Source organism: Mucilaginibacter celer, from assembly GCF_003576455.2.
In the GTDB taxonomy this organism is placed as follows: Bacteria; Bacteroidota; Bacteroidia; order Sphingobacteriales; family Sphingobacteriaceae; genus Mucilaginibacter; species Mucilaginibacter celer.
Map to the genome: position 1 here is coordinate 4,337,746 of NZ_CP032869.1, position 24,345 is coordinate 4,362,090.

Genomic DNA, 24,345 nt, shown 5'->3' on the forward strand with positions numbered 1-24,345 from the left:
ATTAGTTATTCGTCGAGTCGTAACCGGCCTGGGCTAATATGGTCTCAATGTCACGTTGCTCTTCACGGTCGTAAGTTTCTTTAAGGTTGTGGCCAAATATGCTGGCTACTGATTGAAACATAAAGGCTTTAAAACCACCCTTTAATTCCTTAACCATGGCAAAACTGGTTTGCCCGGTTTCGCGGTCAATCAGCTTGATCAAAACCTCACCCTGACTAATTGTCAGGTTTTTTATTTCTTTATTAAACAGGGTTTTTATTTCATCCTCGCACTTATTCACCAGCTCTTTTTGTGTTTTTTTATCGGCAGTAACAGCCAGGTCGCGCTGCAGCTGACGGTAGCGTTGGCCTGCAAAACGGGCGTAAGGCAATACCTTAAGCACATTATAGCGCAGGCGGCGATAGTTTAACCTGTCGGCATCGCTGGCAAAAATACGTGTATCCACAATTTTCACCTCGGGCTCAACAATCCATGGCACCAGTTCGCCATCCAAAACAGTCATGGCTGTTTTGATGGTATCATTTTTGCCAAGCTTTACAGATGGAGGCGTAGGCGTAGCAGCAGGCGCAGTTGTCTGGGCGTTTGCAACACCCACCAGGCAACATAACAGCAACACAAAACCAATAAATTTCATATTTTTACTTACTACAAAAATAATGTAATTTTTTTTGGTATTTTACTAATACCCGCAATAATATTTATTTGCCGGGTGTTTACAACTTATACCGTTAATACCCCGTACATGAAAGACTTAGTGATTGACCTGGAAGCCGAGAAGAACGAGATACTAAAAAGATACCGCGCTTTGCTGCGTGCCTGTAAATCAACCCTGCAAAAGGGCGATAAACGCATGATACGCAAGGCTTTTGATATGGCCCTTGAAAGCCACAAGGATATGCGCCGTAAAAGCGGCGAGCCCTATATATACCACCCCATTGCCGTTGCCCAAATAGCCGCCGAAGAAATTGGCCTGGGTACAACATCAATAGTGTGCGCACTGTTGCATGATGTGGTGGAAGATACCAGCGTAACGTTGGATGAAATTGAAATGGAGTTTGGCAAAAAGGTAGCCAAAATTATCGACGGCCTTACCAAAATTTCAGGTGTGTTTGATACCAATAGCTCCTTACAGGCCGAAAATTTCCGTAAGATGCTGCTTACCCTGGCTGATGATGTGAGGGTGATATTGATTAAGCTGGCAGATAGGTTGCATAACATGCGTACGATGGAGTTTATGCCGAGGGATAAACAGTTGAAACTCTCGTCAGAAACCGTTTACCTGTACGCCCCCCTCGCCCACCGTTTGGGTTTGTATGCGATAAAATCCGAACTGGAAGACCTATCCATGAAATACATGGAACGCGAAACCTACCAGTTTATCAAAAATAAACTGAATGAGAAAAAGGCCGAGCGCGAGCGTTTTATCCGCGATTTTATTGAGCCTATCAATAAATCGCTCATTGCGCAGGGTTTGGAGGCCGATGTTTTTGGCCGCCCAAAATCTATCCATTCCATCTGGAATAAGATGAAAAAGAAATCGATACCTTTTGAGGAGGTGTACGATTTGTTTGCCATCCGGATAATACTGGATAGCCCGCAAGAGAATGAAAAAGCCGATTGCTGGAAAGCCTACTCGATAGTTACCGACCAGTACCGCCCTAACCCCGACAGGCTGCGCGACTGGATCTCATCGCCTAAGGCAAACGGTTACGAATCATTACACACCACCGTAATGGGCCCGCGTGGGCAATGGGTTGAGGTGCAGATCCGTACCAAGCGCATGAATGAAATTGCCGAAAAGGGTTTTGCCGCGCATTGGAAATACAAAGAATCAAGCACCGATAGCGGCCTTGACCAATGGGTAAGCAAGGTGCGCGAAATGTTGAAAAACCCGGACAGCAACGCGCTGGATTTTCTGGACGATTTTAAGATGAACCTCTTTAGCGATGAGATCTTTATTTTCACTCCTAAAGGCGCGCTCATCCAATTGCCGTTAAATGCTACAGCGCTCGATTTTGCCTTTGAGATCCATACCGACGTTGGCGCAAGTTGTATCGGTGCCAAGGTAAACCACAAATTGGTACCGCTAAGCTACAAGCTACAAAACGGCGATCAGGTGGAGATCATCACCTCGGGCAAACAAACCCCTAAAGAGGATTGGCTTAACTTTGTGGTTACCGCCAAGGCCAAAGCAAAAATTAAATCGGCCTTAAAAGAGGAAAAGCGCAAAATTGCCGAGGATGGCAAGGAGATATTAGAGCGCAAAATGAAATCGCTCAAAATCACCTATAATTCTGAAAACCTGCAAAAGATCAGCTACTTTTTTAAACTGCAGGCCACCCAGGATCTTTTTTACAATGTTGCCAAAGGCATTATTGATATGAAGGACCTGAAAGAATACCAGGCATCCGAAAAAGTGGTTGAAAGCAAACCGCAGGATAAAATGGACCAGGAGCAGGTTCAAACCCTCATCAAAAATATCAAAGCTAAAGACAGCGATATTTTACTGATTGGCGAGGACATGCAGAAGATAGATTACAAACTGGCCAACTGCTGTAATCCTATCCCCGGCGATGATGTTTTCGGCTTTGTAACCGTAAGCGATGGCATCAAAATTCACCGTACCAACTGCCCCAACGCGGCCAAACTAATGGCCAACTACGGCTACCGCATAGTAAAAGCCCGCTGGACCAATCAGCAGGAACTGGCTTTCTTAACAGGTTTACGTATTACCGGTATTGACGAGGTAGGTTTGATCAACAAACTCACCACCGTTATCTCAAACGACTTTAAGATCAATATCCGCTCCATCACCGTTGATAGCGACAATGGTATTTTTGAAGGCCAGCTGATGCTTTATGTAAATGATACCGGCCACCTGGATACCCTGATCAGAAACCTGAAACAGGTAAAAGGCGTAACCGCAGTTAACCGTTTTGATTCGGCGATTGAGAAAGCATCTTAGGAGATAGAAGCAAGAAGTCAAGATTCAAGAGACAAGATGGAGGCAGGACAGACGCAAGAAATCAAGAATTAAGAGGCAAGGCAAAATTTATCCTTCTTGATTCCTGACTCTTGATTTCTAACTCTCAACCTCTTGATTCCTGACTCTTGATCTCTTGATTTCTAATTCTCCACCTCTTGATTCCTGACTCTTGATCTCTTGCCTCTCTATTCCCATAAATAATTAATAACTTTGCCACGTTAATATAACATTATGTCACAGCAGGATACCATACCTATGGTTAAGAAAATTTTTGAGGCTTACCTCGAAAATAAAAATTTGCGTAAAACGCCCGAGCGTTTTGCCATACTTGAAGAGATATATTCCCGTACCGATCACTTTGATGTGGAGTCGTTATACATCCACATGAAAAATAAAAAATACCGCGTGAGCCGCGCTACCGTGTACAACACATTGGAGCTGCTGGTATCGTGCGATTTGGTTACCAAGCACCAGTTTGGTAAAAACATGGCCCAGTTCGAAAAATCATACGGCTACAAACAACATGATCACATTATCTGCATCGATTGCGGTAAAGTGGTTGAGTTTTGCGATCCACGGATCCAGCAGATCCAGAGTATGATGGGCGATATTTTGAAGTTTGATATCAAACACCACTCGTTAAACCTTTATGGTAATTGCACCAAATTAAGGGCTGGTAATTGTGATAGAAAAATTTAAACCCTGATGGATAAACCTATTTTAAGCAAGCAGGCATTTTGGGATGTTGATATGAATAATATCGATTATCAAAAACATGCGCGCTATGTTGTAGAAAAGGTACTTGAAAGAGGCAAAGAACAAGACTTTAGAAATCTTCTTGACTTTTATGGTTTTGATAAAGTTGGAGAATTGGCGTTACAGGCCTCATGGCTTTCTGATATCAGCATTAACTTTTGCTGTACCTTATTTAAGGTAAAACCTACTGATTTTAAATGTTACGAGAAGAAACAGTTGAACCTGCAACACTGGAACTTTTAAAAAAATTAGTTTCACTACCTGAATTAAAGCAATTCAGGTTGGTTGGTGGTACAGCGCTATCTCTGCTATATGGTCATAGAAAATCAATTGATCTTGATTTTTTTTCGGACCAGCCCCTCGAAAAAGATATACTGATAGAAACACTTCAAGATCACTTTGGGCGCATACTCCCAATAAACGACAGGCTAAAATCTATTTATCAATGCGAAATTCAGAATGTTAAAGTAGATTTTGTTTCGGTAAAAGATCCTTTTTTACATCCACCACAAATCATTGATGGCGTTCCTATAGCCGACATTAAAGATTTGATAGCTTTAAAGCTTAATGCGGTGAAAGGCAGAGGGGTAAAAAAAGACTTTTGGGACATAGCTACGCTACTTAAATATTACAAGATTGAAAATCTTTTTCAATTTTATCATGATAGATACCCATATGATGATACCTTTGCGCTCGTAAGATCGATTATATATTTTACTGATGCGGAGGATACTCCCACTCCAGAATCCTTAGATGATATGACATGGAACGAGGTTAAAAAAATCATTACAAAAGCATTTGACGATTATTATAAACATTAAAAATTAATGGCTGTTGACGTATTATTAGGCCTCCAGTGGGGCGATGAAGGAAAAGGAAAAATTGTTGACGTACTGAGCGCAGGTTACGACCTGATTGCTCGTTTCCAGGGCGGACCGAATGCCGGTCATACGCTGGAGTTTGACGGTAAAAAGTTTGTTTTGAACACCATTCCTTCAGGTATATTTTTTGAAAACACCATCAACCTTATCGGTAATGGCGTGGTGATCGACCCGATCACCCTGAAAAAAGAACTGGATAAATTGAAAGACGCCGGTCATGACCTGCTGGCTAAAAAAAATCTGTTAATTGCTAAAAAAGCGCACCTGATATTACCTACCCACCAATTGCTTGACGCCGCCAACGAGAAAAAAATGGGCGAAGGCAAAATTGGTTCAACCTTAAAAGGTATCGGCCCAACTTATATGGATAAAACCGGCCGTAATGGTTTACGCATTGGCGATATCACCCTGCCCGATTTTAAAGAGCGCTACCAGAAACTGGTTGATAAACACGTATCGATGCTGCAACAGCTTTATGGTGAAGTAGCTGATTTTTCGGAGCGTGAAACTTTATTTTTCGAAGCGTTGGAAGTTTTACGCCAGTTCCCGTTAGTTGATTCGGAGCATTTGGTTAACAACTATATTAAAGATGGCAAAAAGGTATTAGCCGAAGGCGCACAAGGCGCTATGTTGGATATCGACTTTGGTTCGTACCCGTTTGTAACCTCATCAAACACTACCGCTGCCGGTGCCTGTACCGGTTTAGGTATCGCTCCGCAGCAAATTGGCGAGGTTATCGGTATTTTTAAAGCATACTGTACCCGTGTTGGTGGCGGTCCTTTCCCTACCGAGTTGGAGAACGAAACCGGCGAAGAACTGCGCAAAGTGGGTCACGAGTTTGGCGCTACAACCGGTCGCCCACGCCGTACCGGTTGGATCGATCTTCCTGCTTTGAAATACGCCATTATGCTTAACGGCGTTACCCAACTGGTAATGACCAAAGCTGATGTATTGAGCGGTTTCGAAAAGATCTATGCTGCTACCCACTACAACTATTTGGGCGAGCAAATTGATTATATGCCGTATGATATCTGCTCGGTAAAACCAGAGCCGGTGTACAAGGAAATTGATGGCTGGAATGAAGATTTGACCGGTATTACCGAACTATCTGAGATCCCTGCAAAACTGCAATCGTACATCGATTACCTGGAAGCTGAACTTGGCGTGCCGGTAAAATATTTATCTGTAGGCCCGGACAGGAAACAGACTTTAACACTGCACTAATAGATTTTTTCGTGGAGACACGAAAAACGAGATAATAATAAAAGGCCGGGTAGCACCGGTCTTTTTCATTTACCCAATCTTCCCCCGTTTCGTGTCTCCACGAAACGAAACCGCCATGCAAATCGAAAAACATTAAATCACAAATTTCATTTACTTGGTTATTTTTGCACCGTGATTGTACAGGTACAGGATTTGCCGGATTTTAAACAGAAAGCGCTTCAATGGGCATCAACATTTAATGCCACGTGTTACCTCGACTCGAACGGCTTCAGCGATCCGTATTCTAAATTCGACACGTTGATAGCCGCAGGCGCAAAGGCACAACTTGTTGCCAATGTGGGTAATGCTTTTGATCAGCTCGAACAATTCAGGATAGATAATCCCGGCTGGATGACCGGCTTTTTAGGATATGATCTTAAAAATGAGGTTGAGCAACTCTCATCTGAAAACATTGATGGATTGCAATTTCCGGATCTCTATTTCTTTGTTCCCCAACATCTAATCATTATTAAAGAGGACGATATCGAGATCATTTCTGATGAGCCGGCAGAAGTGTTAAAAGAAATAACCGCACAGAAACCTGTACAAGCAAAACAACAATCTGCAATAACCCTACAGCCCCGCTTCAGCAGGGACGAATACATTGACACTGCAAATCGGATTAAAGGGCATATCAGCCGCGGGGATATTTATGTAACCAATTTTTGCCAGGAATTTTTTGCAGAAGATGCCGATATCGATCCGTTAAGTTTTTTCATGGAATTGAACGAGGTATCGCCCAACCCTTTCTCCTCTTTTTTTAAATGGGATGGCAATTACATCCTCGGTGCATCGCCCGAACGCTTTTTGGCTAAACGAGGTAACAAACTGATCTCGCAACCCATCAAAGGCACTGCCAAACGTTTAGATGATGTCAACGCCGATGAACAAGCCAAACAAACCCTCCGCAATCACCCCAAAGAGTTGCAGGAAAACGTTATGGTGGTTGACCTGGTACGAAACGACCTCACCCGCTCGGCCAAACCCGGCACGGTAAAAACCGAAGAGCTTTTCGGGATCCACAGCTTTAAACAGGTACATCAAATGATCTCTACAGTGGTTTGTGAGCTGCAGGACGGTTTATCAAACGTACAGGCCATCAAAAACACTTTCCCCATGGGCAGCATGACCGGCGCACCTAAAGTGAGCTGCATGCAGCTGATGGAGCATTACGAGCGGAGCAAGCGCGGAGTGTATTCGGGCGCAATAGGATATTTCAGTCCGGATAATGATTTTGATTTTAATGTGGTGATCAGGTCATTGCTATATAATTCATTTAATCAATATCTTTCTTTTCATGCCGGAGGGGCTATTACTTACCATGCTATTGCCGAGAATGAGTATGAAGAGTGCCTGTTGAAAGCCAAGGCGGTGATGGAAGTTTTGGGAAGTAAGTAAAGACTTTCTCTTCAATATTTAAGGCACGCAAAGCCGCGGAATCGCAAAGAAAGACTTTAAGACTTAGCATACAACATGCGATATCAAAACACTTACAAAAAAACTTTGCGACTTAGCCTCTTTGCGTGCCTAAACATCTACAACATACATATACAACTATCCACAAAAAACTTTGTGGCTTAGCGCCTTTATATACTGGTCGAAGTTTAGCGATAGCGTAACTTCGTCCTAAAATGGTGGAAGCATTCTGCTTCCGGGACACGACATCCACATCAAAAAAACTCAAATAGAACGTAATAAGTTAAGCTGAAAGCTTAACTCAGTTTTGGTCGAAGTTAGGCTATCGCTAAACTTCAACCAGAAATCGGGCTTCGGCTGCCAGAGGCCGTCCTAATAGTTGCCACCCGGCTGGAGCCCATAGCCGTTAACTTAAGGATTTTTTTGTCGAAGAAAATTTGAAAAGAGAATAATGCGAGGCTTCGCCGTAGGGCAAAACCAATTAGATTTTCCCATATTTGTATAGTTTTAATATTTATTGAAAAGGCGGTTTGTTTCCAGGCAAGACCGCCTTTTCTTGTATAAATATAACACTTTTTTTCAGACGAAGTGCTTTTTGCTAAGGGAAAAGCTCCTTTCATTTTTGATAAAAGTAGATTCGTTTCAGATTATTCGGATACCCTGAATAGTTCCATCTGCTCGGTTATTAAGGCTGATAAAATTGCTGAACTCGCCCGCCAAAGCGGTTTTTGTCGTCGTAGTTCTAAACTTAAGCCAGAAGCATTTATTGATACGCTTGTATTCAATAGCATTGATCACCAGATTAGCCTTCAGGATTGTTGCGATGACCTGATTAGGCAAAGCGGTAAGTCATTGAGCAAAGTCGGCTTGCATAAACGGTTTAACGAAAGTGGTGTTGAATTTATGAAGCTGGTTTTAGCCGAACAAATGGCTACCAGATTAGCTATCCGGAATCACGATACCTGGCAACCATTCGCGCGGGTACTGATTACCGACTCTTGTAAGTTCTGCCTGCCTGATGAATATAAAGAGAGTTATCCGGGTTATGGAGGAGCTGTTACCAATCCGCTAATGAACATACAATACTCCTTTGACCTCAAAAATGGAGATTGGGAGAACCTGGAGTTAACCAAGGCAACAAAAAATGATCAGAGTTATTCAAAGAGAACAGCATGCCGCATAGCTAAAGATGATCTACATATCCGGGACCTGGGTTATGTTACAATGGCTTATTTGAGAGGAGTTACAGAGCGGAAAGCCTTTTTTCTTAACAGACTGCAACCGAAATGGAAACCTGTTCATAAGGCAACAGGCAAAGTAATTGACTGGTCCTCACTTTATGAGCGCATGCGGACCAATAAACAGGCATGCTTTGAAACTGAAATTGTACTTGGCAAAGGTAAAAAAGCGCTTGAATGCCGCCTGATCGTAGTACCAGTCGCAGAGCAGACCTGGGCTGAACGGATAAGAAAAGCTCAAAAACAGGCAAAGAGCCGGGGGCGGGAACTTTCTGAAGAATACAAACAGCGATGCCGGTTCAGCGTATTTATTACCAATGTAGATCCGGCTATCTTTAATTCAAACGATGTGATTGAACTATATCGTCTCAGATGGCAAATTGAACTCATTTTTAAAAGTTGGAAATCGTTGTTAAACCTCCACAGGATAAAGCCTGTAAAAAAAGAACGGTTTGAGTGCCTACTCCTTGCAAGGTTCATTTGGATATTGATCAACTGGAAAATATTCCGATGTCTCGACGATTCTATCCAAAAAGAAAATAGAGAATATGCCTGTTCTCATTGGAAGTTCTTTAAACAAGCCAGGTTATGGGCATATGCGTTAAGAATGGTGATGAACCATAACATAACGTTCGAAGCCTGGCTTGAGTTATTTATCTTCCCAATAATAAAAAGCCTGCTTATTGAACCGAAGAAAGGTAAAAAAGCAAGCTTCTGTATTGTCAATGATATCTTTAACCCCTTAAGTTAACGGCTATGGGCTGGAGCCGAGCGGCGGCGTAAGCTTATTTTTCACTATCCCTTCACCACAATCTTCTCCCCCAGCCTCACCACAATATCCGATCCCAAAGCATAAAATGCCGAAACCGGCTCTTTATCCAAATAAGGCTTAAACTCCTCTCCATACAACGCGGCAACATCAGCATCAAAAACATAATCGCGCACAGCCCCGGTTTGCCATGTGATGTGCTCAACCTGGTATTCCATGGTTTTAATAGTACTCAAGGCGTTATATCCCCAGTAATGTTCTAAAATAAACTCCTCCGGGCTGCCTGGTTCAATACTGTTTAACTGGTTACTTACAGTTGCTCCAAGCTTATTCCAGCGGCCTTTCAATTTCCATTCGTACAAAAATCTGGTATGGTCATCTTCTACAGGTGTTATTGAACTTCGCATCGGTAAGGCCCTATAGTGTTCTTTGTACAGGTTATTGGCTATGAGCACAATCATGCTTTTAGGCACAATCTCACTGATAAACACCGCGCCGCGCTTCCATTCGTTACCGTTAAAATATCGAACGTAAAAACGAAGATTCACCTCTTCAAAATTCACATGCCACGGCCATTTAATACCCAACACGGCAGTATCCAAAAACATAAAACCTACCATGCTTACCAGGGCTTTACCCTCCCACAAATCCAATACAGTTCCGGGCGGAATGTGGGATTTCAATATCTCCGGATCAACCTCATAATTAAGCATCACCAGGTTTTTCCATTGTGCTTTTAAAAACTCGCGTTTAGCCATAAAACAACAATCCCGCCTTTGTGGGGGCGGGATCAAATTTATATTAAGGTTTGTAATATTTCATAGCCTCGGGTATGAGATTTTGGATATTGGCAATACGGGTAGCATCGGCCGGGTGGGTGCTCAAAAACTCGGGCGGGGCACCGCCTTTGTTTTGGGCAGCCATACGCTGCCAAAAAGCAATAGCATTATGCGGATCATAACCGGCCATAGCCATAAAGGTTAAGCCCAAACGATCTGCTTCTGATTCCTGGTTACGTGAATAGGCCAGTAATTTTAACTGCGAACCAACGCCGTATAATGTACTGATAGCGGTTTGTGTAGCTTGTGATTGCTGGCTTGTGGCCGCACCAACCAACTGTCCGCCGCCTTGTACCAGCATCTCCTGCGAAATGCGCTCGGCAGAGTGACGCGCTATTGCGTGACCGATTTCGTGGCCCATAACCACGGCAAGGTAAGCATCCGTATTGGCAACAGGTAGCAAACCGCTATACACGGCTACTTTGCCACCCGGCATACACCAGGCGTTAACCTCGCTGCTTTGAATGAGGTTAAACTCCCAGGCAAAATTATACTGATTGCCGTAGCCGTTATCATTAAGGTATTTTTGAATAGCTGTAGCCAATCTGTTACCGATAACTTTAACACGCTGGGCATCGGTACCAGTGGCAACAACTTTGGTTTTAGGATCGGATAATAGTTGCTTGTAACTTGCCGCCGCCGATTGATTTACTTCGGCATCGCCAACAAGGCTTAATTGTTTACGACCGGTTAACGGCACGGTTGAGCAGGACAAAATGGTCATGACGGCGATCACAACCAGTGCAGGTTTAAATTTTTTCATAGTAGATCAGGCAGTTGTGGTTTTTTTCTTAAAAAAATTAACTTTCGATTCTTTGCCCCTTATCAGTCGCTCGATATTTTTTTGGTGGGTTACCAGTACCAATACGCAAATACACATGCCGTAAATCACTATAGCCCGTATCGGCGTTGGGAAAACAAATGTAACGCCAATAGGATAAGTAAAAGCCGCCGTGATTGAACTGAGAGAAACGTATTTAGAAATCAGTAACACCACTATAAATACCACAACGCATAACAAGGCTGCGTGAAAGTGTATAGCCAAAATCATTCCAAACAAAGTAGCAACGCCTTTGCCCCCCCGAAAACCTGCAAAAATGGGAAACAGGTGGCCCATAACGGCAGCAATGCCCAAAGCAAGCTCATAGTTGGTATAGGCCACCGAGTTAATGGGGCCGGTGGCAGAAGCACCAATAAAGTAAGCGAAATTAGTGGCTGCCCAGCCTTTAAAAATATCGAGCAACATTACCGGGATCCCGGCTTGTTTGCCCAAAACCCTGAATGTATTAGTGGCCCCGGCATTACCGCTCCCATATTCACGTACATCAACGTTATAAAAAGCCATACCTATCCAAACAGCCGTGGGTATCGAGCCGCATAGATAAGCCATTATGAGTGCTGTAACAGAGTAAACGGTTATCATTCTCCTGCAATATTACAAAATTGAAGCGGTAAAAGCGCTTTAATCATAGCGCTTTTACTACTAAACTTTGTGTAATTAATTGTTATTTGATTTTTTTAACCGTGTTATTTTACGGCTTTCAGGCTAAGGTCGAGGCTTTTAACCGAGTGGGTTAAAGCGCCAACTGAAATGTAGTCTACCCCGCATTCGGCATATTCACGGATGTTATCGATAGTGATACCGCCCGATGCTTCGGTGATATAGCGGCCGTTAACTATTTTAACAGCCTCGCGCAAATCATCAAACTTAAAATTATCCAGCAAAATGCGGTTAACATTGCCGGTTTGCATAACCTGCTCCAGCTCATCAATATTACGTACTTCTATCTCGATTGCTAACTCTTTGTTGCTTCCTTTAAGATATTGATTGGCGTTTTCAATAGCCTGCCTTATGCCGCCGGCATAATCAACGTGGTTATCCTTAATCAGGATCATATCATACAAACCGAACCTATGGTTAACGCCGCCGCCTATACGCACCGCCCATTTTTCGAGATAACGGAGGCCCGGAGTAGTTTTGCGGGTATCTAAAACTTTGGTATCGGTATCTTTTAACAAATCAACTATCTGCCGGGTTTTTGTAGCAATTCCCGACATGCGCTGCATACAATTCAGTACCAAACGCTCGGCAGTTAATATATTGCGCGAACTGCCTTCTACCTCAAAAGCTACATCGCCATATTTTACGGCGGCACCGTCGTTTATAAAAACGGTTAGCTTCAGGTTAGGATCAACGATGTAAAATATTTCGGCAGCCAGTTCAACACCGGCCAGTATGCCATCATCTTTAACTAAAAGTTTTGCTTTGCCGGTAGCCTCGGCGGGTATGGTTGAGAGGGAGGTATGGTCGCCATCGCCTACATCCTCTGCCAAAGTATCCTTTATAAATTGGTGTATAAGTTGCTTATCCAAGTGTGTTACTATTTTGGGGTAAAAGTAACAATTTTTGAGTTCATAGATGGTGATTGTGGATCATGGATCATGGTTAATAGTTCATAGCCGAAATAGAGGCTTTAAAGCCAACTCCAAACGATACATCCCGGACTATGATCCATGACCTTCCGGCCACGATCTATGAACCATCAACTATGATCTATAAACTTTCGGCTATGAACTATGATCCATGAACCATGAACTATCAAAAACTTACTTTACCTTCTCATCCTCAATCTTCAGCTCAACCACACTGTTATCTTTAAGGGTGATGGCAACCCTGAATTCGCCGGTATCGGTATTTAAAAGATACACGCCGAAATGGTAGTTCCCTCCAGAGTTTACTTTATGTAAGGATTTGATGCTTTTGGGTTTATTTTTTGCCAGGAATTTATCGAGGATAACGGCCGCTTGTGTTTGCGAGTAGGTATTTTCACTATCCATAATGGTAATTTCAATACTGGGTGCAAAAAGTTTGGATAGTTCTTTGGTATTGCCGGCTTTAAGCAAATTGGCCACGTTATCAATTCCGTCGGCCATTGAAGCAAGCGGAAGCAGTAATAATAGAATAACCGATGGCAGGTATGATAGTTTCATAATGTGATAACGTACTAACTGGCGATAAAGTTACAAAGAGCCACGATGTTTAAATTGGTTTTTTAAAGATTTCTCAAAATTATATTAAACACAAAACGTCAATACTTAACGCTTATTTTGTAAGCATCTATAAATAAAAAAATTATACCTAAAGTATTGCCATGCGGTTATATTTGCATTGTGGAAAACAAAAAGAAACTCGCATTAATCATTCTTGATGGCTGGGGTTACGGCCGCAACGATCAATCAAACGCTATCATTGCTGCAAAAACACCGTTCTTCGACAGCCTGATCCGGCAATATCCAAATTCAAAACTCGAAGCTTCGGGCACAGCGGTAGGTTTACCAGCCGGCCAGATGGGCAACTCGGAAGTAGGGCACATGAACCTTGGCGCAGGCCGCGTGGTTTACCAGGAACTGGGCCGCATCCATAAAGCGGTTGATGACAATGAACTGCCAACTATCCCCGTTTTGAAAGATGCCTTTGAATACGCTAAACAAAACAATAAAAACGTTCACTTTATCGGCCTCGTTTCTGATGGCGGCGTTCACTCGCACATCAGGCATGTAAAAGGCCTTTGCGATGCCGCTAAACAGCTTGAAGTACCAAACGTATACATTCATGCGTTTTTAGATGGCCGCGATACCGACCCTAAATCGGGCTTAGGTTTTATTACCGACCTGGAAGAGCACATTGCAGGCACAAACGCTAAAATCGCTTCGGCTATTGGCCGCTACTACGCCATGGACCGCGATAACCGCTGGGAGCGTGTTAAATTAGCTTACGACCTGATGGTTAACGGCATTGGCGCACCGACTGAAAACATTACCGACCTCATCAAACACTCGTACCTGGAAGATGTTACCGACGAATTTGTAAAACCGATTGTTGCCGTTGACGCCGAAGGTAAACCGCTTGCAGTTATTGCCGAAGGCGATGTGGTGATCTGCTTCAACTTCCGTACCGACAGGGGCCGCGAGATCAGCCTGGCGTTAACCCAGAAATCATTCCCTGAGTACAACATGCACCCGCTTGCTATCCGTTACATCACCATGACACCGTATGATGAAACGTTTAAAAACGTGCAGATTGTTTTCAACAAGGAAGATTTGACCAAAACCCTTGGCGAGATCCTGCAGAACGCAGGCAAAAGCCAGATCAGGATTGCCGAAACTGAAAAATACCCTCACGTAACCTTCTTCTTTTCGGGTGGCCGCGAAAAAGAATTTGTGAACGAGAAACGCCTGTTGGTTCCATCACCTAAAGTTGCAACTTATGATCTGCAACCTGAGATGAGCGCCGCAGGCATCCGCGACGCGATTATTCCTGAACTGGAAGCGGGCTGGCCAGATTTTGTATGCCTTAACTTTGCCAATACCGATATGGTTGGTCATACAGGGGTGTTCAGCGCGGTAGTTACCGCTGCCGAAACTGCCGATAGCTGCACCAAAGCCGTTGTTGAAGCAGGCCTTGCAAATGGCTACTCGTTCATTATCCTGGCCGACCATGGTAATGCCGATTACATGATTAACGAAGACGGTTCGCCAAACACAGCGCATACCACCAACCTGGTACCATGTATTGTGATTGATAAAGATGTGAAAGAAGTAAAAGATGGCAAACTGGGTGATGTGGCTCCTACTATACTGAGTATATTAGGCGTTGAGATCCCGGCCGAAATGACTGGAAATGTATTGGTTTAACCCGAAAAATATACGCAAAGCCGCCCTATCGGGCGGCTTTTTGCTGTTAATAACATTTGTATTTTCCTGCAGGCCCGATAACAGGCAAAGCGGGGCAAAAATGGTTTATTTTGATCTGAAAGCTTTTTTCAGGGCCGATTCGTCGCGTTTGGCCGGGCTTAATCCTGCCGTAGTAAAAACGGTAACCCACAACGGCGTTACCGAAACAAAAACGGTACACATAGGCAACTGGAGCCAGGAGCTGAATCTCTTTATCCAATCAGATATTAACCGACCCGCCTGGAAAAACAGCTATTCGGTAAGTACCAGCGATAGTGCTATTATTTATAAAGCACTCACCCCCGAGTTGAAAACCCGCCGCATCATCATCAAAAAAGCGGGCGAAAAAGTGCAGTGGGTATTGATCTACAATCACACCAAAAACCTGTTGTACGAAACCAACGAGAAGCTGAGTTATTTCCCTGATTCGTTGTATCAGATTGAAAAATCGCAGCATGTGAAGCTGATGGGGCGTAACGATTATAAAGTGCAGGGAACTTTGCCGAAGAGGTAGGTTTTTATACTATCTGCTGCAAGTTTAGCGTCGCATAATTCGTGGGTGAGGAAGGGATAACAGTATATTTCTGGCTGCCTCGCAATACCCATTATCCACCACGTCATTGCGAGGCACGAAGCAATCCCAAACTATACAGGGCGGACTTGCAAATCGGGGATTGCTTCGTGCCTCGCAATGACGGGGCCTTTATAAATCCGCTACTCCCAATTTGTGAGATAGCAGTTTTTTTTAAAAAAAATCGAGCTTTAATGCTTCACCAACGTATTCCCAGTAGTAGCCTGAATCAGTTTATCTTTTGATTGATCGATCAGCGTGGCTATATCCATGCGGGATGGATTATCTGCCAGCACTTTTTCCAGGTCGGCGATGGCGGCTTTGAGTGAGTTTAGCCCCCTCGCCTTATCATAAAAGCGTGAAGTGTTTTGCAGTTTGAAATTACCGTAATCGCGGTAGGCGATGCCACGGTTTTGGTAGTATTTATTATCCTTTAAATCGCTGTTGATGGATATGGCTTTGGTGAGATCGATAATAGCGCCTAATAAATAAAGCTCCTTATCAGCAGGACTGGCCTGGTTATCACGCCCCAGGTAGCCTTTTGCCCTTGCCCGGTAATAGTATGCTGTAGCGTCGGCCGGCTTTACAGCTATCACCTTGGTATAAGCCACTATCGATTTTTTGTAGTTATCGCTATGATAATATGAATAACCCAGCATCCACATGGCATTAGCATTGGTCGAATCGGTAATGCAAGCCTTTTCGAGGTGTGCTACTGCCGACCGGAAATCGCCATCCATCAATGCCTGCTGCCCCAAGCGTACATAGGCATTTTGCCCCAATGCCGTTTCGAGCGTTGACATGATCAGGAAAGGAATGATAACCGACAGTTTCATTGAACGGATTAATGGTTAAACAAAAATGGTATTACTTTAACTATCATTATCTCAAATTATTATGCCTTACTATCAATTTGTTTAAAAAAATTTACCGGGCACAAAAATTTTAAGCACAGCGATACTATGACTTTTTTTCATCTTTAACAACAAAATCTCATTTATTTACAAAACAACCAACATTTTTGTAATCTACACGTAATCAATATATTAAAAGCACGAATTGATTGTTATTGTTTATTAGCTTAACTTGGCACAGCTCTTGAAACATAATGTGCCGCGGTTAATAACTGCAATTTTACCTGTAATTACCCCAGCGGTAAGCTTACAGGCTGACAACATGACGTTTTATACTACACATAAAATATAATTAATGAGTTTCGATCCGTTTGATTTTAAGCATGCTTTACCGGTTATAAATGAGGATTCGGAGTTTTTTCCGCTCATGTCATCAGAAGATGAGGAGGAAATGAACAACGAAGAGCTGCCCGACATTATGCCCATATTGCCTTTACGCAATACCGTTTTGTTTCCGGGCGTTGTGATACCGATTACCGTTGGCAGGGATAAATCAATAAAATTAATCCGCGATGCCAATAAAGGCAGCCGGATGATTGGGGTGGTTGCGCAACAGGATGTGGGGATTGAAGACCCTACTTTTAGCCAGCTTAATAAAGTGGGCACCATTGCGCTCATCATCAAAATGCTGCAAATGCCCGATGGCAATACCACCGTTATTATACAAGGCAAAAAACGCTTTTACCTGAAAGAAGAAGTACAAAGCGAACCCTATATCAAAGCTACCGTTGAGCCTTTTCACGAAATAAAAGGTAAAGAGGATAAAGAGTTTAAAGCCATGGTATCCTCTATCAAGGATATGGCCATGAACATTATCCAGCTTTCGCCCAATATCCCGAGTGAAGCCGGTATCGCTATCCGCAATATCGAAAGCACCTCGTTTTTGATCAACTTCATATCATCAAATATGAATGCTGATATGGCAGCCAAGCAGCACCTGCTGGAGATTGCAAACCTGCGCGAACGTGCCAACCTGGTGCTGGAGCATCTGACGCTCGATCTGCAGATGCTGGAACTTAAAAACCAGATCCAGACCAAAGTTCGTGTCGATTTGGATAAGCAGCAGCGCGACTATTTCCTGAACCAACAGCTCAAAACCATCCAGGAAGAACTGGGCGGCAACACACCCGACCTGGAAATTGACAGCCTGCGCCAGCGCGCCGCCAAAAAGAAATGGGCAAAAGAGGTTAAAGATCATTTTAACAAAGAGATAGAAAAACTGGCCCGCACCAACCCGGCAGCAGCAGATTACTCGGTACAGATCAACTACCTTGAGCTATTGCTCGATTTGCCATGGAACGAGTTCACCAAAGATAACTTCGACCTGAAACGGGCTCAGCGTATTTTGGATAAAGACCACTTTGGTTTGGATAAAGTAAAACAACGCATTATCGAATATCTGGCCGTGCTTAAATTAAAGCACGATATGAAAGCCCCTATCCTTTGCCTGGTGGGCCCTCCGGGAGTTGGTAAAACATCGTTGGGTAAATCGATAGCCAAAGCTTTGGGGCGTAAATATGTAAGGATGGCCCTGGGTGGCATTCGTGATGAGGCCGAGATCCGTGGTCACCGTAAAACTTATATTGGTGCTATGCCGGGGCGTATCATCCAGTCTATCAAAAAAGCAGGTGCTTCAAACCCTGTTTTTATTTTAGATGAGATTGATAAAGTAGGTAACGATTTCAGGGGCGACCCATCATCGGCATTGCTTGAAGTTTTGGACCCTGAACAGAACGGTACCTTTTATGATCATTATGTAGAAATGGATTACGATCTGTCTAACGTGATGTTCATCGCCACCGCAAACTCTTTAAGCACCATTCAGCCCGCCTTGCTGGACAGAATGGAAATTATAGAGGTAAACGGTTATACCATCGAGGAGAAAGTTGAGATAGCTAAGCAACACCTGTTGCCTAAACAGCGCGAAGCTCATGGCCTTAAAATAAAAGATATCAGCCTGAAAGCCGATGTATTGGAAAAACTGATCGTAGATTATACCCGCGAATCGGGCGTGCGCTCGTTGGAGAAAAAAATAGGTTCGGTAGTGCGAGGTATTGCCAAAAACATCGCCATGGAAGAGCCGTATAACAGCACGGTTAACAAAAAGGATATCGAAAAAATACTGGGCGCGCCGATATTTGACAAAGACCTTTACGAAGGTAACGAAGTAGCCGGCGTTGTAACGGGCCTGGCCTGGACATCGGTTGGCGGCGACATCCTGTTCATCGAAGCAAGTTTAAGCCCCGGCAAAGGCCGCTTAACGCTTACAGGCAGCCTTGGTGATGTGATGAAGGAGTCGGTAACCATCGCACTGGCTTACCTGCGTGCACATGCAAGTACTTTTAACATCAACCCTAAACTGTTTGACCAATGGGATGTGCATGTTCACGTACCGGCTGGTGCTACGCCTAAAGACGGTCCGTCGGCAGGTATCACTATGCTTACCGCACTGGTTTCTGCCTTCACACAGCGCAAAGTTAAGCCTAACCTGGCCATGACAGGCGAGATCACCCTGCGCGGTCGTGTTTTACCTGTTGGTGGAATCAAAGAAAAAATCCTTGCTGCCAAACGTGCCAATATCAAAGAGGTTATCCTCTGCAAATCAAACCAGAAAGATATCCTGGAGATTAAGGAGGATTACATAAAAGATCTGAACTTTCATTATGTTACCGATATGCGCGATGTGATTAAACTGGCGCTGCTTGATGAGAAAGTTAAAGATGCTTTGGATTTGACTGTTAAGGAAGACGAAAAAAGCGTGGTTAATTAACCAAAGCTTCTTATTATATTATACCTTTAAAGTTTCATGGGGCAACCTGTGGAACTTTTTTGTTTTTGCGAGGAATTTGTTCAATTAAAACCGACAGTGTGGTGTTAGCGCAAGTATTGAGTGGAGAACGATCGCTTGTGCTTCATACAACGCATCGTTCTAAAAAGACACAAGTGCCCCATTCCACAACCCAGGACACAACACTTGCGCCAGACCGGGGAAGTTGTGACTTTTATTTTTAAACTGCATTTTAAGCCCTGCAACCATTTTCACAACTCCTTTATTTACATTGCCTTTTTTTTATATTAGCAAGCTGAATACTATATAAACCCCAATGCTAAATAAACTATTTTTTACACTGGTATGCCTGCTGGGCACTACCTGTTTATTTGCCCAAACCCGTGGCCACGAATTTGGGATCCAATCAGATAACGACTCTTTCCTGGGCCAGGGCTCAGACAGGTATTACACCAATGGCATTTTCTTTTATTACCGCAAAGCATTGCAGGTAAACCCGGCTCAAAAAGAGTTGCAAAACAAGGTGCTTGGCTTTGAACTGGGGCAAAAAATGTTTAACCCACAATCGGGTTATGTGCGCGGGCCTTTTGATATCGACAGGCCTTTTGCTGCTTATACCTATATCGGTTCAACGCTAAACTTTCTTTATAAAAACGAAAGCAACCTTAAGCTTGGTGCACAGTTAGGCGTGGTTGGCCCTGCTGCCGGCGGCGAGCCTGTGCAAAAGCTTATTCACAATACATTCGGTTTTTACCATCTTAACGGCTGGCAATATCAAATAAAAAACGATGTTGAACTAAACCTATCGGCCGAGTACAACAAACTGCTGGCCCGTGCAGGTTGGATTGACCTGAGTTTCGCCTCATACGCCAATCTTGGCACCGGCTTTACCGGCGCAGGTGCAGGCGGACTTATCCGTTTGGGCAGTTTTAACCAGTTATTTAATTCAATCAGTACCCAAAGCACCGTATCAACAGGCGGCGAGGAACAGTTGATGCATAAACACGAGATCTTCTTTTACTATAAACCGCTGGCCAATGTGGTAGGTTATGATGCCACCATACAAGGCAGCCTGTTCCGCAAGCATGATGATCCAAACAGTATGGAAATTACAACTGCCAAAAATACGTTTATTTTAAGCCAGCAGGTTGGTGTTGCCTTTACTACCAGCAGGTTTGCGTTTGATGTGGCCGCCATCTTCCACACCAAAGATGCTCCGGATATGCGCCGTTCGCACCAATGGGGATCTATTACCGGGTTTTATAGGTTTAAGTGAGAGAGATTGGAGATTAGAGGTTAGAGATTAGTCAATTTGCAGTTGAATACTAATCGCCTATTAAAAGAACCTAACCTCTAATCTCCCATTAAAAGCGCCTAACCTCTGATCTCCAACCTCTAATCTCTTGCATCCCTCTAATCACTAACATCAAATCTTCTGCCTCTCCCTTCCTTCTTGGCCGATTGCATTTTTTTATTGTCCAGTCTCGCCGCTTTTGCTGCTTTGCTTACTTTGGTCGGTTTACGTACTTTGGGTTTATGGAGAGCTTTTGTAAGCAGCACCATTAAACGCTCAATTGCTTTTTCTTTATTGAGATACTGGCTGCGTTCTTCATCACAAATTACCTGTACGTAGCCGTCTTTATTGAGGCGATTTTGCAGTTTTTCGGTAAGGGTTTGTTTTTCCTCGTCGGTGAATAAGGCTGATGTGGTTATTGAAAACAACAGTTCTACCTTACTTGATACCTTGTTTACATTTTGGCCGCCTTTGCCGCCGCTGCGCGATGTTTTATATACCGTTTCCTTTTGCAGGTCGGTTTTGGTAAAATTCATGTTCAAAAATAAGGCAATTTGGGGTCAATGGGTTAAGCCGTTTGGGATTAATTTGCTATTTTAGCAGTCCTATGAGTAACAATATCGTAGTAGCCATTGATGGCTATTCTTCGTGCGGAAAAAGCACCATCGCGAAAGCCTTAGCAAAAGAGCTTAATTTTATTTATGTAGATAGCGGGGCTATGTACCGCGCTGTAGCTTTGTACTTTATCAGGCACAACATTGATTTGCAAAATCATGCCCAGATAGCCGAGGCCCTGCATAACATCCACCTTAACTTTCAAACCCTAAACAACAAAACCTTCATTACCTTAAATGAAGAGGATGTATCTGAAGAGATTCGCCAGATGCACGTGGCCGAAAAGGTGAGCACCGTTGCAGCGATTAAGGAAGTACGCGTGGCACTGGTAAAACAGCAGCAACGCTTAGGCCGCTCAAAAAATATCATTATGGATGGCCGCGACATCGGTACCGTAGTATTCCCCGATGCACAGGTAAAACTATTTATGACTGCCGATCCTAAAGTTCGCGCCGAGCGCCGCTACAAAGAGCTGTTACCAACCAATCCAAACATCACTCTGGAAGAAGTTTTTGACAACCTGGCCCACCGCGATTACCAGGATACCACCCGCGAAGAAAGCCCGCTAACCCGTGCCGAAGACGCCATTATATTAGACAACACCGACCTGAGCCAGGACGAGCAACTGATGTTTGCCCTGAGCCATATTGAGCCGTTTATTGCGGAGTAATTTCCGAATCAGAATTTTCAGAATTTTAGAATTTTCAGAATAGATAAGCGCTTTACGAAAATTCTGTTAATCCTAAAATTCTGAAAATTCTGATTCAGACACAATCGGCAAAATCCCCCAAAAAAATCAACGCAATCAGCGTAATCACCTCCCCATCAACGGTCAAACTTCTCCGCCTTTACCCCAAACCTGTTCAAAAAATCCACCCCCTCATCGCTTGGCAGGCCTTTGTATTCTGCATATGATTTATCAAAATAAACCTGCGTTATCCCGGCCGAATAGATGAGCCTTGCACATGGCAAACATGGCGACAGCGTGGTGTAAAGTGTAGCTCCCTCCAGCCTGGCACCGTTTTTTACGGCGTATAATATCGCATTCTCTTCGGCATGCAACGCAAGCGAACAGCTTCCTTTCGAATCGCGTGCGCAGCCTGTTTCCGGCCATTCCACATCGCAGTTATGTGTTCCTGCCGGCGGACCGTTATAGCCTATCGAGATGATGCGGGTATCGCGCGTTAAAACCGCCCCCACATGCGCCTTAACACAATGCGAGCGCTCGGCCAGGTCTGTGGCCAGGTTCATAAAAATCTGATCGAAGCTGGGTTTGGTTGTCATTAGTGGTTAGAGGTTGGTGGTTAGAGATTAGTTTGATTTTCGTTATAAAAGAAAAAAGGTTGATACGAGGCCTAACCTCTGATCTCTTAAGTTGTCATTAGTGATTAGAAGTTGGAGATTAGAGATTAGTTTGATTTTCGTTATAAAAGAAAAAAGGTTGGAGACAAAGGCCTAACCTCTAATCTCCAACCTCTAATCTCTTAAAAAAAATATTAATGTCCGCCTTTTACTTCTACGTGGTCAAGGTCGATGCCCTGGTTACGTAGTTCGCGGCTTACTTTCCATGCAAAGTAGGCCAAATAGGCGAAACCTAAAACAGGCACAATGTATGAAAAATGAATCCCGCTCATGCCTGGAACAACGTTAGCCGCACCATCAGCAATTTTACCTTGCAGCGGCGGGATAATAGAACCACCCAGGATCATCATAATCAAAAATGCCGAACCCTGGCTGGTATATTTTCCTAAACCGGTAATAGCTAACGAGAAAATTGATGGCCACATGATTGAGCAGCATAAACCACCGCTAATGAAAGCGAACGTTGCAACCTTACCTGTAGTAAATAAACCTGCAAGCATAAATGCCACACCCAGCAAGCCGAGCACCGATAAAGTACGGGTTGGCTTTTGCTGACCGATAAAGAAAGCAACAATCAGGATAGCAACACAAATTGCGTATGCATACAGGTGGCTTACGTTAGCGCCCGAGAAAACATTTACAAGTAACACAATACCAAACGCAAGGAAAGGTATAAGGATATATAAAATGTATTTAACGGATTTTGAAAGGTTAAACGCGTCGATAGATCCGGCAAAACGGCCAATCATCAAACTACCCCAGTATAATGAGATATAAGGAGCGATATCTGATTCGGCAAACGATCCGAATTCAGGAGTTTTTAGTAACGAACCCATATTACTTTGAATAGTAACCTCGGTACCTACATAAGTAAATATGGCAAGCATACCTAATATCAATTGCGGATACTGCATAGCCCCCCAACCTTCTTTGCTCTTTTTCGCGGCGAAGATAGTACCTATCAAAGTGAACACGATGATAGCCAATGAAGCATACACAAAATACTGGCTTTTTACAATATCAACTACATTTGATGGATCTGAAGCCAATAGTTTATTGATATAGGCGCTTAACGGATCCGCAGCAAGCACTAATAAAAATGCAACAAACATGATCATCAGCGGCGTATTCGCTTTCGAGCTCGATTCGATCTTTTCATCGCTGGTAACCTTTGGCAGGTTTGAGAACCAGAAAAATGCAGCTACTGCAATAAACAAACCTGCCAGTAAATAATACAGGTTATTGATGGATGAGATTTTAACATCGGCAGCTGCGGTTTTAGCGGTTGCCGAGCCAAATAATACCACACTCACCACAACAGGACCTAATAATGCGCCTATGTTATTGATACTGCCGGCAAAATTTAAACGGTTTGAGCCAGTCTCAGGCGGCCCCAAAGCCACCACAAACGGATTGGCAGCAGTTTGTTGTAATGAGAAACCAACCGCTATAATAAAAAATACCGCTAATATGAAACCAAACGAGCCTGAAGCCACTGCCGGGATCATACCCAAAGCGCCAACGGCCGAAATAACAAGACCTAAAATGATACCATTTTTGTAACCTAACTTGTTCATGATATCAACTTTACTGGCTTGCGATGCAAAGTAAAGTATCAGTGAACCAATGAAATACCCACCGTAAAAAGTAAAGTCGATCAGTTGTGATTCGAATTGGGTAAGGTGAAAGTGCTCTTTACAGAAAGGTATGAAAATACCGTTGGAGGCGGCTAAAAAGCCCCAGAAAAAAAACACGGTTATCAGCGTATACAATGCCGTACCGTAGTTTTTTGCATTTTTTTGTTCCATTTTTAAATTAGGTTGTACAGATGATTTTTGAATTTCTAAACATAATTCAATTTTCGTAAAAGTCGCCACACTTTTTTAAATAAATTAAATCACAATTTTTACTTTGGTTGT

The 24,345-nt window shown here is 43.5% G+C and carries 22 protein-coding genes; 12 read left to right on the forward strand and 10 right to left on the reverse strand.

Features of this window, described 5'->3' with window-relative positions; all coding sequences use genetic code 11:
* Nucleotide 1 precedes the first annotated feature (1 nt).
* Complete coding sequence (locus HYN43_RS17550) at nt 2-634, reverse strand: DUF4294 domain-containing protein (protein ID WP_119410589.1); 633 nt, start codon at nt 632-634, stop codon at nt 2-4.
* A 108-nt stretch (nt 635-742) separates the two neighbouring features.
* Between HYN43_RS17550 and HYN43_RS17555 the strand changes: the two genes are divergently transcribed.
* The 7 genes from HYN43_RS17555 (at nt 743) to HYN43_RS17585 (ending at nt 9,291) form a co-directional block, all read left to right on the forward strand.
* Nucleotides 743-2,965: a RelA/SpoT family protein gene (locus HYN43_RS17555; RefSeq protein WP_119411268.1), complete on the forward strand. Its 2,223-nt coding sequence runs from the start codon at nt 743-745 to the stop codon at nt 2,963-2,965.
* Nucleotides 2,966-3,217: 252 nt separating this feature from the next.
* Nucleotides 3,218-3,685: a Fur family transcriptional regulator gene (locus HYN43_RS17560; protein ID WP_119410590.1), complete on the forward strand. Its 468-nt coding sequence runs from the start codon at nt 3,218-3,220 to the stop codon at nt 3,683-3,685.
* A 6-nt stretch (nt 3,686-3,691) separates the two neighbouring features.
* Entirely contained in the window at nt 3,692-3,985 is a 294-nt protein-coding gene (locus HYN43_RS17565; RefSeq protein ID WP_119410591.1) for a DUF6922 domain-containing protein, read from the forward strand.
* Nucleotides 3,940-4,563 (forward strand): nucleotidyl transferase AbiEii/AbiGii toxin family protein, encoded by a 624-nt coding sequence (locus tag HYN43_RS17570; protein ID WP_119410592.1) that lies wholly within the window; start codon nt 3,940-3,942, stop codon nt 4,561-4,563. Before HYN43_RS17565 ends, HYN43_RS17570 begins: the two co-directional genes overlap by 46 nt.
* A gap of 6 nt (nt 4,564-4,569) precedes the next feature.
* A complete protein-coding gene (locus HYN43_RS17575) occupies nt 4,570-5,847 on the forward strand; it encodes an adenylosuccinate synthase (protein ID WP_119410593.1) in 1,278 nt (425 codons plus the stop codon).
* A gap of 171 nt (nt 5,848-6,018) precedes the next feature.
* Nucleotides 6,019-7,284 (forward strand): anthranilate synthase component I family protein, encoded by a 1,266-nt coding sequence (locus HYN43_RS17580; RefSeq protein ID WP_245446935.1) that lies wholly within the window; start codon nt 6,019-6,021, stop codon nt 7,282-7,284.
* A 606-nt stretch (nt 7,285-7,890) separates the two neighbouring features.
* Nucleotides 7,891-9,291, forward strand: coding sequence for an IS4 family transposase (locus HYN43_RS17585; protein WP_119406982.1), 1,401 nt, complete (start codon nt 7,891-7,893; stop codon nt 9,289-9,291).
* A 44-nt stretch (nt 9,292-9,335) separates the two neighbouring features.
* On the opposite strand, the gene HYN43_RS17590 is transcribed toward HYN43_RS17585, so the two are convergent.
* From HYN43_RS17590 to HYN43_RS17610, 5 genes are all read right to left on the reverse strand, one after another.
* On the reverse strand, nt 9,336-10,067 hold the full coding sequence (locus HYN43_RS17590; RefSeq protein WP_119410594.1) for a YqjF family protein: 732 nt from the start codon (nt 10,065-10,067) through the stop codon (nt 9,336-9,338).
* 43 nt (nt 10,068-10,110) lie between these two features.
* On the reverse strand, nt 10,111-10,911 hold the full coding sequence (locus tag HYN43_RS17595) for a M48 family metallopeptidase (protein WP_119410595.1): 801 nt from the start codon (nt 10,909-10,911) through the stop codon (nt 10,111-10,113).
* Nucleotides 10,912-10,917: 6 nt separating this feature from the next.
* Nucleotides 10,918-11,571 carry a glycerol-3-phosphate 1-O-acyltransferase PlsY gene (plsY, locus tag HYN43_RS17600; RefSeq protein WP_119410596.1) on the reverse strand — a complete coding sequence of 218 codons (654 nt, stop codon included), beginning with the start codon at nt 11,569-11,571 and terminating at the stop codon, nt 10,918-10,920.
* A 104-nt stretch (nt 11,572-11,675) separates the two neighbouring features.
* Complete coding sequence (gene nadC, locus HYN43_RS17605) at nt 11,676-12,521, reverse strand: carboxylating nicotinate-nucleotide diphosphorylase (protein WP_119410597.1); 846 nt, start codon at nt 12,519-12,521, stop codon at nt 11,676-11,678.
* Between the two features lie 234 nt (nt 12,522-12,755).
* A complete protein-coding gene (locus tag HYN43_RS17610; protein ID WP_119410598.1) occupies nt 12,756-13,139 on the reverse strand; it encodes a DUF4783 domain-containing protein in 384 nt (127 codons plus the stop codon).
* A gap of 180 nt (nt 13,140-13,319) precedes the next feature.
* Between HYN43_RS17610 and gpmI the strand changes: the two genes are divergently transcribed.
* Together gpmI and HYN43_RS17620 are read left to right on the forward strand one after the other, a co-directional pair.
* Nucleotides 13,320-14,843 carry a 2,3-bisphosphoglycerate-independent phosphoglycerate mutase gene (gpmI, locus tag HYN43_RS17615; RefSeq protein WP_119410599.1) on the forward strand — a complete coding sequence of 508 codons (1,524 nt, stop codon included), beginning with the start codon at nt 13,320-13,322 and terminating at the stop codon, nt 14,841-14,843.
* On the forward strand, nt 14,830-15,396 hold the full coding sequence (locus tag HYN43_RS17620; protein ID WP_119410600.1) for a hypothetical protein: 567 nt from the start codon (nt 14,830-14,832) through the stop codon (nt 15,394-15,396). The genes gpmI and HYN43_RS17620 overlap by 14 nt, the downstream gene beginning before the upstream one ends.
* Before the next feature lie 248 nt (nt 15,397-15,644).
* Here the strand turns inward: HYN43_RS17620 and HYN43_RS17625 are convergent, their stop codons facing one another.
* Entirely contained in the window at nt 15,645-16,289 is a 645-nt protein-coding gene (locus HYN43_RS17625; RefSeq protein ID WP_119410601.1) for a tetratricopeptide repeat protein, read from the reverse strand.
* Nucleotides 16,290-16,662: 373 nt separating this feature from the next.
* Here HYN43_RS17625 and lon point away from each other — a divergent pair, with 373 nt between their 5' ends.
* Both lon and HYN43_RS17635 read left to right on the forward strand, forming a co-directional pair.
* Nucleotides 16,663-19,137, forward strand: coding sequence for an endopeptidase La (lon, locus tag HYN43_RS17630; RefSeq protein ID WP_119410602.1), 2,475 nt, complete (start codon nt 16,663-16,665; stop codon nt 19,135-19,137).
* A 334-nt stretch (nt 19,138-19,471) separates the two neighbouring features.
* Nucleotides 19,472-20,431, forward strand: coding sequence for a lipid A deacylase LpxR family protein (locus HYN43_RS17635; RefSeq protein ID WP_119410603.1), 960 nt, complete (start codon nt 19,472-19,474; stop codon nt 20,429-20,431).
* A gap of 137 nt (nt 20,432-20,568) precedes the next feature.
* Here HYN43_RS17635 and arfB read toward each other — a convergent pair whose 3' ends face one another.
* The gene (gene arfB / locus HYN43_RS17640; protein ID WP_119410604.1) at nt 20,569-20,985 is read right to left on the reverse strand and encodes an alternative ribosome rescue aminoacyl-tRNA hydrolase ArfB; all 417 of its coding nucleotides are present in this window, start codon (nt 20,983-20,985) and stop codon (nt 20,569-20,571) included.
* 71 nt (nt 20,986-21,056) lie between these two features.
* On the opposite strand from arfB, the gene cmk reads away from it, so the two are divergent.
* The gene (gene cmk / locus HYN43_RS17645) at nt 21,057-21,734 is read left to right on the forward strand and encodes a (d)CMP kinase (RefSeq protein WP_119410605.1); all 678 of its coding nucleotides are present in this window, start codon (nt 21,057-21,059) and stop codon (nt 21,732-21,734) included.
* A 155-nt stretch (nt 21,735-21,889) separates the two neighbouring features.
* Here the strand turns inward: cmk and HYN43_RS17650 are convergent, their stop codons facing one another.
* Nucleotides 21,890-22,348, reverse strand: a complete 459-nt coding sequence (locus tag HYN43_RS17650; protein ID WP_119410606.1) for a deoxycytidylate deaminase — start codon at nt 22,346-22,348, stop codon at nt 21,890-21,892.
* 212 nt (nt 22,349-22,560) lie between these two features.
* Nucleotides 22,561-24,234 carry an MFS transporter gene (locus HYN43_RS17655; protein WP_119410607.1) on the reverse strand — a complete coding sequence of 558 codons (1,674 nt, stop codon included), beginning with the start codon at nt 24,232-24,234 and terminating at the stop codon, nt 22,561-22,563.
* Nucleotides 24,235-24,345: the final 111 nt, after the last annotated feature.

What these genes read in the sequence shown, in the direction of transcription:
- HYN43_RS17550 (WP_119410589.1), bottom strand. Translation starts at nt 634, where the DNA reads ATGAAATTTATTGGTTTTGTGTTGCTGTTATGTTGCCTGGTGGGTGTT.
- HYN43_RS17560 (WP_119410590.1), top strand. Translation starts at nt 3,218, where the DNA reads ATGTCACAGCAGGATACCATACCTATGGTTAAGAAAATTTTTGAGGCT.
- arfB (WP_119410604.1), bottom strand. Translation starts at nt 20,985, where the DNA reads ATGAATTTTACCAAAACCGACCTGCAAAAGGAAACGGTATATAAAACA.
- HYN43_RS17635 (WP_119410603.1), top strand. Translation starts at nt 19,472, where the DNA reads ATGCTAAATAAACTATTTTTTACACTGGTATGCCTGCTGGGCACTACC.
- HYN43_RS17650 (WP_119410606.1), bottom strand. Translation starts at nt 22,348, where the DNA reads ATGACAACCAAACCCAGCTTCGATCAGATTTTTATGAACCTGGCCACA.
- HYN43_RS17595 (WP_119410595.1), bottom strand. Translation starts at nt 10,911, where the DNA reads ATGAAAAAATTTAAACCTGCACTGGTTGTGATCGCCGTCATGACCATT.
- HYN43_RS17565 (WP_119410591.1), top strand. Translation starts at nt 3,692, where the DNA reads ATGGATAAACCTATTTTAAGCAAGCAGGCATTTTGGGATGTTGATATG.
- lon (WP_119410602.1), top strand. Translation starts at nt 16,663, where the DNA reads ATGAGTTTCGATCCGTTTGATTTTAAGCATGCTTTACCGGTTATAAAT.
- HYN43_RS17625 (WP_119410601.1), bottom strand. Translation starts at nt 16,289, where the DNA reads ATGAAACTGTCGGTTATCATTCCTTTCCTGATCATGTCAACGCTCGAA.
- HYN43_RS17590 (WP_119410594.1), bottom strand. Translation starts at nt 10,067, where the DNA reads ATGGCTAAACGCGAGTTTTTAAAAGCACAATGGAAAAACCTGGTGATG.
- HYN43_RS17620 (WP_119410600.1), top strand. Translation starts at nt 14,830, where the DNA reads ATGTATTGGTTTAACCCGAAAAATATACGCAAAGCCGCCCTATCGGGC.
- cmk (WP_119410605.1), top strand. Translation starts at nt 21,057, where the DNA reads ATGAGTAACAATATCGTAGTAGCCATTGATGGCTATTCTTCGTGCGGA.
- HYN43_RS17575 (WP_119410593.1), top strand. Translation starts at nt 4,570, where the DNA reads ATGGCTGTTGACGTATTATTAGGCCTCCAGTGGGGCGATGAAGGAAAA.
- HYN43_RS17555 (WP_119411268.1), top strand. Translation starts at nt 743, where the DNA reads ATGAAAGACTTAGTGATTGACCTGGAAGCCGAGAAGAACGAGATACTA.
- HYN43_RS17570 (WP_119410592.1), top strand. Translation starts at nt 3,940, where the DNA reads ATGTTACGAGAAGAAACAGTTGAACCTGCAACACTGGAACTTTTAAAA.
- HYN43_RS17610 (WP_119410598.1), bottom strand. Translation starts at nt 13,139, where the DNA reads ATGAAACTATCATACCTGCCATCGGTTATTCTATTATTACTGCTTCCG.
- HYN43_RS17655 (WP_119410607.1), bottom strand. Translation starts at nt 24,234, where the DNA reads ATGGAACAAAAAAATGCAAAAAACTACGGTACGGCATTGTATACGCTG.
- plsY (WP_119410596.1), bottom strand. Translation starts at nt 11,571, where the DNA reads ATGATAACCGTTTACTCTGTTACAGCACTCATAATGGCTTATCTATGC.